Below are 10,526 nucleotides of genomic sequence, written 5' to 3' on the forward strand. Positions count from 1 at the left end.
AGGACTTCTGATCGCTATGCCGCGAGTTTAGCAAATTGCCCGGACGAAAGGCACTACCCCGGGGCGAGCGTTCTGCCCTGGCGTCGCTGCAGGGCCCCGCCAACACAAAAACACCCGCCGGAAAGCTCCGGCGGGTGGTGGTCATCTGGAAGGGCGGCCGCGTCAGGCCGCGCGGTGGATCACTCCGGGTTCTTGGCGAAGCGCAGGTAGGGCAACTTGATGTCGAGCGCGCCGTATTTCTCGGTCGCCTGCTCGTTGTTCAGCGACAGCGCGACGATCACGTCCTGGCCGACCTCCCAGTTGGCGGGGGTGGCGAGCGGCTGCTCGTAGGTGCGCTGCAGGCCGTCGAGGGCACGCAGCACCTCGGCGAAGTTGCGACCGACGGACATCGGGTAGGTCATCATCAGCTGCACCTTCTTGTTCGGCGCGATGATGAAGACCGAGCGGACGGTGGCGCTGTCCGCCGGGGTGCGTCCGTCGGGCAGGTAGGCATCGGCGGGCAGCATGTCGAGCGCCTTGGCAACCTCGAGCCCGTCATCGGCGATGATCGGGAAACCGGCCTCGGCCCCGGCGACCGCTTCGATGTCGCCCTTCCACTTCTTGTGCTCGGCGACGCCGTCCACCGAGATGCCCATAACCTTGGTTCCACGCTTGGCCCATTCGTCCGAGAGCTGCGCGACCGCGCCGAACTCGGTGGTGCAGACCGGGGTGAAATCCTTGGGGTGCGAGAAGAGGATCGCCCAGCTGTCGCCGATCCAGTCGTGCAGGTCGTACGCGCCCTGATCTGTGGTCACATGGAGGTTCGGAATGGTGTCGTTGATGCGCAGAGCCATGGGAATATCCTTTCCTGTCCGACTGATCGGCTTGGGGTCTCGCGGAATAGATACGAGCCCGAGTCACGATGTAAAGAGCTTGCTTGCGGAGGTCGCGGAGCAGTGACACTGTGCCGCCAGGAACAATTTGATCAAATTCCGACTCAAATTCAGAAGAACGGAGACCATCATGATCGAGAAGCGCCAGTTCTACATCGACGGCCAATGGGTGGACCCGGCCACACCGCGTGACCACGCCGTGATCAACCCCGCCACCGAGGAGCCCTGCGCCATCATCTCACTCGGCGATCAGGCCGACACCGATGCCGCCGTTGCCGCCGCGAAGGCCGCGTTGCCGGGCTGGATGGCGACGCCCGTGGCCGAGCGCATCGGCTACGTCGAGAAGCTGCTCGAGGTCTACAAGGCGCGCGCCGAGGAGATGGCGCAGGCGATGACCCTCGAGATGGGCGCACCGATCTCGCTGTCGCGCTCGGACCAGGTCGGGGCAGGGACCTTCCACCTCACCAATTTCATCCGCGCCGCCAAGGAATTCCCCTTCGAGCATTCGCTGCGCGAGGATCTCCCGGCGCATCGGATCATCCACGAGGCCGTGGGTGTCGCGGCGCTGATCACCCCGTGGAACTGGCCGATGAACCAGGTCACTCTGAAGGTCGGCGCCGCCGCCGTGGCGGGCTGCACCATGGTGCTGAAACCCTCCGAGGAAAGCCCGCTCGATGCCATCCTCTTCGCCGAGATGATGCATGAGGCGGGCTTCCCGAAAGGCGTCTTCAATCTCGTCAACGGCGATGGTGCGGGCGTCGGCACACAGCTCTCGTCGCACCCGGATGTGGACATGGTCAGCTTCACCGGCTCGACCCGCGCCGGACGTGCGATCTCCAAGGCGGCCGCCGACACGCTCAAGCGCGTGCACCTCGAGCTGGGTGGCAAGGGGGCGAACCTTGTCTTCGCCGATGCCGATCCCGAGGCGGTGGAGCGCGGCGTGCTGCACATGATGGAAAACTCCGGCCAGAGCTGCAACGCGCCCTCGCGCATGATGGTCGAGGCACCCTTCTACGACACCGCGGTCGAACAGGCGGCGCAGGCGGCAGAGGCGGTGAAGGTGGGCGATCCGCAGCAGGAGGGCGATCACATCGGCCCGGTTGTCAATGCGGTGCAATGGGGCAAGATCCAGGACCTCATCCAGACCGGCATCGACGAGGGTGCGCGTCTGGTCGCTGGGGGCCTCGGCCGTCCCGAGGGGCTCAACAAGGGCTTCTACGTGCGTCCCACGGTGTTTGCCGATGTTACCCCCGAGATGACCATCGCCCGCGAGGAGATCTTCGGCCCGGTGCTCTCGGTGATGAAGTTCGAAACCGAGGAAGAGGCGGTGCGCGTCGCCAATGACACGCCCTACGGGCTGACCAACTATGTGCAGAGCACCGATGCGGCGCGGGTCAACCGGCTGACCCGGTTGCTGCGCTCGGGCATGGTGCAGAACAACGGCACCGGCCGCGCGGCGGGCGCGCCCTTCGGGGGGGATGAAGCAGTCGGGGAACGGGCGCGAAGGGGGGGTCCTTCGGTATCCTCGATTTCCTCGAGGTGAAGTCGGTCAGCGGCTGGGCCGCCGAGTAAGCCGGTCCTTGCTCGACTGAACCCAAGGTGCGGCGCTTCTCATGGGTGCCGCGCCTTTCTTTTTGCAAAGTGCCCGTCCACCCGGAGCCGCCGCACGTTTGGCGAGGGTTCAGAGCCCCAGTGTCTCCAGCGCGCTTTCCAGAGGCGCGGGGTCCTTGAACCGCAGGCGCACCGGAAGGCTCAGCACCTTGGGGCGGAAGCTGTCGGGCAGGCGCGCCGCGTCCTTCTCGGTGGTGACGAGCTGCGCGCCCAGCATCTGCGCCTCGCGCTCCAGCCGGGTCAGCAGAGCGGCAGTGAAGGGCTGGTGATCGTCGAGCGCCTCCGCCCGGACGACATTGGCGCCGAGGCCCCTGAGCGTGGCGAAGAACTTCTCGGGGTGGCCGATCCCGGCAAAGGCCAGTGCCGGGAGATCCTGCCAATCCATGCCGGTCTGTAGCGGTGCCAGCGCACCGCGCAAGCGCGGCAGGGAGACCTCTCGGCCCCATTGCGCGTCGAAGCTCCGCTGCGCCTCTTCCCCGCCGATGGAAAGCACGAGGTCAGCGCGCTTCAGCCCCGCGCTCACCGGCTCGCGCAGCGGCCCGGCGGGCAGGCAGCGGCCATTGCCGAAGCCGTAGCGGGCATCGACCACGACGATCGAGAGATCCTTGGCCAGCGCCGGGTTCTGGAGCCCGTCGTCGAGAATGATCACCTTCGCGCCCGCGGCAACGGCGGCACGCGCCCCGGCGGCGCGGTCGCGTGCCACCCAGACCGGGCCGAAGGCAGCGAGCAGCAGCGGCTCGTCCCCAACCTCCGCCGCGCTGTGGCGGCGCGGATCCACCTGCACCGGCCCGGTCAGGCTGCCGCCATGCCCGCGCGAGACCACATGCGCCCCGGCCTCGCGCAGCCGCTCCAGAAGCGCGATGACGGTGGGCGTCTTGCCGGTGCCGCCGGCGTTGATATTGCCCACGCAGATCACCGGAACGGGCACCCTTTCCCCCGGTCCCGAGGCGACCCGCCGCGCCGTGGCGCGGGCGGTGAGCGCGCCGAGCGGCGCGAGCAGGCGGGCCTGCCAGGCGGGGGCGTCGGGGGCGGTCTGCCAGAAGCCAGGGGCGCGCATCAGGCGATCTCTGCCTCGTCGAGCCAGCCGCAGGCGAGCGCGATCATTTCGTCGGTCAGCTCGGCACCCTGGGTGATCACGTCCCAGCCCGCATGCGCCATGGCGGCGGCTCGGTCGGGGGCGACGAGTTGGCTGAGCGCCCCGGCGAGCGAGTCGAAATCGCGCACGATCCGCGCCGCCCCGGCCTCCGCCAACCGCGAGTAGGCGGGCAGGTGGCGTCCGACGTTGGGTCCGTAGAGCAGCGCAATGCCATGGGCGGCGGCCTCCATAGGGTCTTCACCGCCGTGGCCGTTGACCAGCGAGCCGCCGAGGAAGGCCACGGGCGCGAGCCGGTACCACAGCCCGAGCTCCGAGGCGTCCTCGGTGACCAGAACCTGGGTGTTCTCGTCGGGCATCTCGCCCGCCTCCCAGGCGCAGAGCCGCAGGCCCGAGTCCCGGGCGACCTCGGCCACTGCAGCCGCGAGGTCGTGTGTTGCGGGCACGAGGACCAGCATGAGCCGGTGCGCGAGGCGCACGGCGCGCTTGTGGGCGTGCAGCACCTCTTCGGCCTCTTGCGCGCTGCGCAGCTTGGCCGCGAGCCAGATCGGCCGCCCGGTGAGCACCCCGGACATCTCCTCGTAGAGTCGGGTGCTGCAGTCGAGCGGCGGGGCGCTGTCGGTAAGCGGGCCGAGCGTGGGCATGGTGCTGTCCTCGACGCCGGCGCGGCGCAACCGGCGGCGCGCTGGCTCGTCCACCGGGCAGATACGGTCGAAGAATTGCAGCGTGGCGGCGGTGGGATCGGGCACCCAGCTTGGCGCCGGACTGGTCCAGGGCACATCACGCGCATCCAGTAGCACCAGCCGCGTGCCCGCCTGCTGCAGCTTCTGCAACAGCGCCGGGCGCAACTCCTGCCCGGTCCAGAAGCCGAGCTGCGGGCGCCAATGCGCGACGAAGGCGGCGACCTCGGCAGGGCTCTCGCCGGGCAGATCGGCCCGCAGGGCGCCCTCGGGCGCGTGGTCGGGCTCCCCGGTGATCAGCAGCGTCAGCTCGGGACGCTGGATCTTCAGTCGGGTGGCGAGCGCCGAGAGCGCCCGTGCCGAGCCTGGGCCTCCGGCGTGCAGCCAGAGCAGCGAGCCTTCGGGCCGAGCCGGGGGCGTCGCGCCGGGCGCCGCCCCTCGGCCGCGCGCATAGGCCATGTAGGCCGACAGGGAGAACGGCCTGCGCGCCACGGGTGTCAGCCGAGTTCTTCGGTCGCGGAGACTTCGGTTTCCTCGTCCCGCAGGCGGTGGATATGGGCGATGAAGTAGCGCATGTGGGCATTGTCCACGGTGCGCTGCGCCTCGGCCTTCCAGGCGTCATAGGCGGAGGCGTAATCGGGGTACATGCCGACGATGTGGATGTCGTTCACGTCCTTGAAGACGGACTTCTCGGGGGTGACAAGCTCGCCGCCGAAGACGAGGTGGAGACGTTGAGGCATGGGGGGGTCCTTTCCCGTACAGACGCGCGCAACCTACTTTCTGCACCCGCAGCGTCAAGATTCTACCGCGGGTCAGCGCTACGCCGCCGGTTCACATGTCCGGGGGCGCGGGCCGGTCAGGGCGCCAGCGTCAGCCGCCCCATGATGTCGGCGTGCAGTGCCGGGTTGGCTGCGACCACTCCCGGATGCTGCGGGTGACGCGCGTTGAAGCGTAACGGGCGCCCGAGCCGGTCGGTGACCCTGGCCCCGGCTTCCTGCAGCAGCAGCGTGCCCGCGGCGATGTCCCACTCCCATGTCGGGCGGAAAGTCAGCATGGCATCAAAGCGCCCCTCTGCGACCAGCCCCAGCCGGTAGGCGAGAGAGGGCCGGTGTGCGCGGCGGATCGGCGGCAGCGGCACACGCCAGTAGGGGCTGTCGATCACCGGACGCGGGGCGAGCACCTCTGCTTCTTCCAGCGTGCCGGTGCCCGTCGCGCGCAGCGGCACGCCGTTCAGCACCGCGCCCTGACCGAGAGCGGCACTGTAAAGCAGGTCGCGCTGCGGCAGGTAGACGGCGGCGGCGGTGACCACGCCGTTCTCGGCCACCGCCAGCGAATGCGCCCAGGTGTCCTCGCCGGCGATGAAGGAGCGTGTGCCGTCGATCGGATCGACGATGAACACTCGCTCGGCGGCGCGGCGCTCGGCATTGTCGAGGCTTTCCTCCGACAGCCAGCCATACTCGGGCCGCGCGCCGCGCAGCAGCTCCTCGAGCCGGGCGTTGACCGCGAGGTCGGCGGCGGTCACGGGGCTGCCGTCGGCAGCCTTGTAGCGCACGTCGAGCGCGTCCCCGGTGAAGGAGCGCGCGACCTCGCCCGCCGCACGGGCCGCGCGCTCGAGCAGCGCGCGGTCGGCGGCGTGATCCGAGACAGCGTCACTCGCCGGCAAGCGTCAGCCCCTCGATCAGCAGCGAGGGCACGACCCGCGACAGCCAGGGCCGGGCGTCGTTCGACGGCACCAGCGCGCGCAGCATCTGCCGCAGGTTGCCGGCGATGGTGACGCCCGAGACCGGGTAGGCGATTTCGCCGTTCTCCACCCACCAGCCGGCGGCGCCACGCGAGTAGTCACCGGTGTTGGGGTTGATCGTCGCGCCGATCATCGACGTCACCACCAACCCGCGGCCCATCTCGGCGATGAGCTGCTCCGGCGACTTCTCGCCCTGCGTCAGCTCGAGGTTCCAGGCGGTCGGCGAGGGCCCCGACGAGGTGCCGCGCGCGGCATTGCCGGTCGGCGCCATGCCGAGCTTGCGGGCGGTGGCGAGGTCCAGCGACCAGCCCGTCAGCACGCCATCCTCGACCAGCGCGCGGCGCCGCGTCGGCAGGCCCTCGGCGTCGAAGGGGCGCGAGCCCGAGATCCGCGGGCGGTGCGGATCCTCGTTCAGCGAGATGCCGTCCGGCAGCACCGGCTCGCCGAGCGCATCGCGCAGCCACGATCCGCCGCGGGCCACCGCAGCGCCATTGGCGGCGGCAACGAGATGGCCGATCAGCGACGAGGCGATGCGCTCGTCGAAGAGCACCGGGTACGCACCGGTCTTGGGCTTGCGCGGGTTCAGCCGTTCGAGCGCCCGCGTCGCGGCGCGGTGGCCGATCTCGGCGGGGCTGCGCAGGTCCGACTGGAAGGTGCGGCTGTCGCCGTCGTAGTCGCGCTCCATCCCGAGCCCGGTGCCGGCGATGGCGACGCAGGAGGTCGAGCGGGCGGTGCGGGCATAGCCCCCGGCAAAGCCGTTGCTGGCCGCCAGGAACACCCGCTGCGCGTCGTAGGACGCCGAAGCCGATTGCACCTGGCTCACGCCCTCGACCGCAAGCGCCGCGGCCTCCGCCTCCAGCGCGTCGCGCTGCAGCGCGTCGGGCGCGGGGTCGGCAGAGGGATCGGCCAGCTCCAGCGCGTCAAGATCCCAGCCCGTTGCCAGCTGTGACGGATCGGCGAGCCCGGCGTAGGGATCCTCGGGCGCCTCGCGGGCCATGGCAACCGCGCGTTCGGCCATGGCGGCCAAGGTCGCAGGCTTCACGTCCGAGGTCGAGACCACCGCGCTGCGCTGGCCGAGCAGAACCCGCAGGCCGACGTCGATGCCCTCGGAGCGCTCGGCGTGCTCCAGTGTGCCGGCGCGCACATCGATGCTGAGCGAGGTGCCGTCGATAGCGATGGCGTCCGCCGAGTCTGCGCCGGCCTTGCGCGCGGCCTCGAGCAGCTGCGCGGTCAGCGCCTGCAGGTCCCGTGCCGCCGGGTGGTTGCGCTCTGTGCCGTCCATGTCGCCTCCGGTATGTCGTCTGATTGATTGGGTAGGCCCCGGGGCGCCGCAAGGCAAGCTCCGGGGGCCGCTTTGGCACGCCTGCGGGTGCAGCCGAGCACAGCGTGCCCGGCCCGGCTTACTCGGCCGGAACCACCACGCCGATGAGCGGCCCGAGCGTGCGGCCGATGTCGGCCCGGCCGATCTCGGGCGCGAAGAGCCGTGAGACATTGCCGTCGAAGAACAGCGCGTTTGGCATCTTCAGCCCGTCGCGGAAGAGGGTGCCGAACTCGTAGAAACTCACCGGCTCCTCCGAGATCGCGAAGACCAGTGTCCGGCCGTCGGCCGAGGTGCCGACGCCATTGCGGATGTAGCGCGAGCTGCTGTCGGGCAGGAAGCGCGGATGCAACTCGCCATCGATCACCAGCATCGGCCCCGACTGCGTGGCATAGCGGCACTCGGGCTTGCGGGTGAGGAAATCACGGGTTTCGTAGACCTGCGCCTCGCCCTTGCCGATGCAGAGCACGCCGTTCGGCAGCATGCCGAAGTTGCCCGGCCCGGGGCTGGAGATGACGCGCATCTCCTCTTGCCCGTTCTCGACATAATGGCCGACCGGGGCGCGGTCCTCGTGGTACATGCCGGCGTTCATCGCGAAGGCCAGCGTCTCGCCCTTTTCACGCAGCGCCGCGTCGAGGGTCGAGAAATGCCCCCAGACGGTGCCATCGGGCGCGCGCAGGAACGTGCGCAGGTCCTCGTCGGCGCCGACTGTGCAGAGCGTGTAGCGCTTGCCCTCGTGGCTGGCGCCCTCGCAGCTGACCGCCCGGGCCTGGGAGGGTGTCAGAGACGGCACCAGCGCCGCCGCCGAAAGCGCCAGCGCAGTAAGGGCTGCGCGCAGGCTCACGCGTCGTCGTCCCCGTCCGCGTCATGGCCCTCGACGTCGCGGCGCACCGCGTCCTGCGAGAACAGCCGGCGGGTCTCATCGAGCCGGTCGAAGGTCTCGTCGTGGCGGAAGCGCAGCTCCGGCGCGTATTTCAGCGTCAGCTCTTTCGAGACCAGTCGGCGCAACTCGGATTTGTTGCGCTCGAGCAGCTCGAACATGTTGCCTTCCTGCTTGCCGCCGAGCGGCACGACATAGGCGGTTGCGACCTTGAGATCGGACGAGACCCGGACCTCGCCGACGGTGATCGAGAGCCGGTTCAGCTCGGGGTCGTGCACCTCGCCGCGGTTGAGCACGTCCGCCAGGGTGCGGCGAATGAGTTCGCCGACACGGAGCTGTCTCTGGCTGGGGCCGGAGCCCTCTTGGAATCTGTTCTTTGCCATGGCGCAGACATAGGCGCCTTGAGGGGGTTTGCCAAGAACGCGAACGCATAGCGGTGCCTGCCCCGGGCGGCGGCGCGCCGACATCGCCTTTGCCATCGGCAGCGCGGCGGAGTATGCCCTGCGGGAAACTCAGGATCGGAGAACAAGATGTCGGAACTGCCGGGAGTTGTCGTCACGGGCGTGTCGGGACGGATGGGCCAGATGCTGGTGCGCGAGGTGCTGGCCAGCGACAAGCTGAACCTCGTCGGCGCGGTCGAGCGGAGCGGCAACGACTGGGTCGGCCGCGACCTCGGCACCTGCATGGGCGGCACCGAGCTCGGCATCACCGTCAGCGACGATCCGCTCGAGACCTTCGCCAAGGCCCAGGCGGTGCTCGACTTCACCGCCCCCGCGGCGACCGTGCAGTTCGCCGAGCTGGCGGCGCAGGCCCGCGCCGTGCACGTGATCGGCACCACGGGCCTCGAGGAGGGCGATCTCGAAAAGATCCGGGCCGCCGCCCGCCACGCGGTGATCGTGCGGGCCGGTAACATGAGCCTCGGGGTCAACCTGCTGACCAAGCTGACCAAGCAGGTCGCGGCGGCGCTCGACGAGGACTGGGACATCGAGATCGTCGAGATGCACCACAACCGCAAGGTCGATGCCCCCTCGGGCACCGCGCTGATGCTCGGCGAGGCGGCGGCCGAGGGCCGGGGCGTGAGCCTCGTCGAGGCCTCGGAGCGCGGCCGCGACGGGATCACCGGCGCGCGTGAGCGCGGCAGCATCGGCTTCGCGGCCCTGCGCGGCGGTGACGTGGTCGGCGAGCACGAGGTGATCTTCGCCACGGCGGGCGAACGCATCACTCTCAAGCACATCGCCTCGGACCGCGCCCTCTTTGCCCGTGGCGCGCTGAAGGCGGCACTCTGGGGCCAGGACAAGGCACCGGGCGAGTATGACATGCTCGACGTGCTCGGCCTCGGCGACTGACGCCGCGCCCGGCCGAAAGCGCGGGACCGCCTCCGGCGGGCGTATTTCGAAAGAGAAGAAGGGGAGCATCGCGCTCCCCTTTGGTCATTCGTCGCTTCTTCTAGGCCCAAATATCCCGGGGGAGTCCGCGTCGCGGACGGGGGCAGCGCCCCTACACGCGCGCCAGCGCGTCCTCGTCCCGAACGGCGATCAGAAATCGATCGCGATGCCCTTCTTCTCCCAATCGCCGTAGCGCGCCGGGTCGAGACCGTCGCGGCCGCCGTATTCCTTGGCGCGCGGGTCTTTGGCCAGCGCCTCTTCGGCGGCCTTGCGGCGCTCGGCGGCCTCGGCCAGCGCGCGCTTCGCGGCAGGGGGCAGCTCGGCGGGGGTTTCGGTCTGGTCGGGGCTGCTGTCGTCGCTCATGGCCATGCCCTCCTCGGGCGTGCTTTCCTTGCGTGGGTCGGCTTGATATAGGCCCGTGGATCATGCGCGGGCAAGACCCGCAGGTTTGCGGAGTGGTCCGATGGCAGCCAAAGGCGCGGAAAAGACAGAAGCAGCGAGCCCGGCACGGGCGGCGGCGGTGGCGCTGCTCGGGCAGGTGCTGGGGCAGGGGCGGCTGCTCAGCGAGGCGATGCAGGGCGGGCCCTTCGTCAAGCTCGACGCGGCGGAGCGCGCGGCGGCGCAGCGGCTGGCCACCGGTGTGCTGCGCAATCTCGGGCGCTGTGACCAGATGCTGAAATCGCGCCTGCGCAAGGCGCCGCCGCTCTTCGTGCGCAACGTGCTGCGGCTCGGCACCTATGAGCTCTGCACCGGCGGTGCGGCGCATGGCGTGGTGAACGATTGCGTCAGCCTGATCTCGGCCGACCGCAAGACCAAGACCATGTCGGGGCTGGTCAATGCCATCCTGCGCCGTCTTTCCGAAGAGGGGCCGGAACACTGGGCCAAGCTGCGCGCGCCGCGGCTGCCGCGCTGGCTGCGCGAGCCGCTGGCTGCGGCCTGGGGGCGG

The 10,526-nt window shown here is 69.9% G+C and carries 11 protein-coding genes and 1 pseudogene; 3 read left to right on the forward strand and 9 right to left on the reverse strand.

Annotated features, from left to right (window positions below):
- Nucleotides 1-179: 179 nt before the first annotated feature.
- Entirely contained in the window at nt 180-833 is a 654-nt protein-coding gene (locus tag CLG85_RS09930; protein ID WP_095882605.1) for a peroxiredoxin, read from the reverse strand.
- 169 nt (nt 834-1,002) lie between these two features.
- Here CLG85_RS09930 and CLG85_RS09935 point away from each other — a divergent pair.
- Nucleotides 1,003-2,444: pseudogene (locus CLG85_RS09935) on the forward strand (aldehyde dehydrogenase family protein).
- A 109-nt stretch (nt 2,445-2,553) separates the two neighbouring features.
- On the opposite strand, the gene lpxK reads toward CLG85_RS09935, so the two are convergent.
- The 7 genes from lpxK to rbfA all read right to left on the reverse strand — a co-directional run bounded on the left by lpxK (nt 2,554) and on the right by rbfA (nt 8,578).
- On the reverse strand, nt 2,554-3,540 hold the full coding sequence (lpxK, locus tag CLG85_RS09940; protein ID WP_260348803.1) for a tetraacyldisaccharide 4'-kinase: 987 nt from the start codon (nt 3,538-3,540) through the stop codon (nt 2,554-2,556).
- Entirely contained in the window at nt 3,540-4,748 is a 1,209-nt protein-coding gene (locus CLG85_RS09945; protein ID WP_260348805.1) for a 3-deoxy-D-manno-octulosonic acid transferase, read from the reverse strand. Before CLG85_RS09945 ends, lpxK begins: the two co-directional genes overlap by 1 nt.
- A gap of 5 nt (nt 4,749-4,753) precedes the next feature.
- On the reverse strand, nt 4,754-4,996 hold the full coding sequence (locus tag CLG85_RS09950) for a DUF4170 domain-containing protein (protein WP_260348806.1): 243 nt from the start codon (nt 4,994-4,996) through the stop codon (nt 4,754-4,756).
- Between the two features lie 116 nt (nt 4,997-5,112).
- Nucleotides 5,113-5,919, reverse strand: coding sequence for an inositol monophosphatase family protein (locus CLG85_RS09955; protein ID WP_260348808.1), 807 nt, complete (start codon nt 5,917-5,919; stop codon nt 5,113-5,115).
- Nucleotides 5,906-7,279: a TldD/PmbA family protein gene (locus tag CLG85_RS09960; RefSeq protein WP_260348809.1), complete on the reverse strand. Its 1,374-nt coding sequence runs from the start codon at nt 7,277-7,279 to the stop codon at nt 5,906-5,908. Before CLG85_RS09960 ends, CLG85_RS09955 begins: the two co-directional genes overlap by 14 nt.
- A 118-nt stretch (nt 7,280-7,397) precedes the next feature.
- A complete protein-coding gene (locus CLG85_RS09965; RefSeq protein ID WP_095884385.1) occupies nt 7,398-8,153 on the reverse strand; it encodes a phosphodiester glycosidase family protein in 756 nt (251 codons plus the stop codon).
- A gap of 2 nt (nt 8,154-8,155) precedes the next feature.
- Nucleotides 8,156-8,578, reverse strand: a complete 423-nt coding sequence (gene rbfA, locus CLG85_RS09970; protein WP_095884384.1) for a 30S ribosome-binding factor RbfA — start codon at nt 8,576-8,578, stop codon at nt 8,156-8,158.
- A 147-nt stretch (nt 8,579-8,725) separates the two neighbouring features.
- On the opposite strand from rbfA, the gene dapB reads away from it, so the two are divergent.
- Nucleotides 8,726-9,541, forward strand: a complete 816-nt coding sequence (gene dapB / locus CLG85_RS09975; RefSeq protein ID WP_260348811.1) for a 4-hydroxy-tetrahydrodipicolinate reductase — start codon at nt 8,726-8,728, stop codon at nt 9,539-9,541.
- A 189-nt stretch (nt 9,542-9,730) separates the two neighbouring features.
- Here dapB and CLG85_RS09980 read toward each other — a convergent pair whose 3' ends face one another.
- Nucleotides 9,731-9,943, reverse strand: coding sequence for a DUF1674 domain-containing protein (locus CLG85_RS09980; RefSeq protein WP_224842946.1), 213 nt, complete (start codon nt 9,941-9,943; stop codon nt 9,731-9,733).
- A gap of 100 nt (nt 9,944-10,043) precedes the next feature.
- Between CLG85_RS09980 and CLG85_RS09985 the strand changes: the two genes are divergently transcribed.
- The coding region (locus tag CLG85_RS09985) for a transcription antitermination factor NusB (RefSeq protein ID WP_311734981.1) at nt 10,044-10,526 on the forward strand (483 nt) is incomplete at its 3' end.

Source organism: Alloyangia mangrovi (genome assembly GCF_002300555.2).
GTDB lineage: Bacteria > Pseudomonadota > Alphaproteobacteria > Rhodobacterales > Rhodobacteraceae > Salipiger > Salipiger mangrovi.

Bases quoted from the DNA above. Each gene is read 5' to 3' on its own strand.
- CLG85_RS09930 (WP_095882605.1), bottom strand. From the start codon at position 833: ATGGCTCTGCGCATCAACGACACCATTCCGAACCTCCATGTGACCACA.
- lpxK (WP_260348803.1), bottom strand. From the start codon at position 3,540: ATGCGCGCCCCTGGCTTCTGGCAGACCGCCCCCGACGCCCCCGCCTGG.
- CLG85_RS09950 (WP_260348806.1), bottom strand. From the start codon at position 4,996: ATGCCTCAACGTCTCCACCTCGTCTTCGGCGGCGAGCTTGTCACCCCC.
- CLG85_RS09960 (WP_260348809.1), bottom strand. From the start codon at position 7,279: ATGGACGGCACAGAGCGCAACCACCCGGCGGCACGGGACCTGCAGGCG.
- rbfA (WP_095884384.1), bottom strand. From the start codon at position 8,578: ATGGCAAAGAACAGATTCCAAGAGGGCTCCGGCCCCAGCCAGAGACAG.
- dapB (WP_260348811.1), top strand. From the start codon at position 8,726: ATGTCGGAACTGCCGGGAGTTGTCGTCACGGGCGTGTCGGGACGGATG.
- CLG85_RS09980 (WP_224842946.1), bottom strand. From the start codon at position 9,943: ATGAGCGACGACAGCAGCCCCGACCAGACCGAAACCCCCGCCGAGCTG.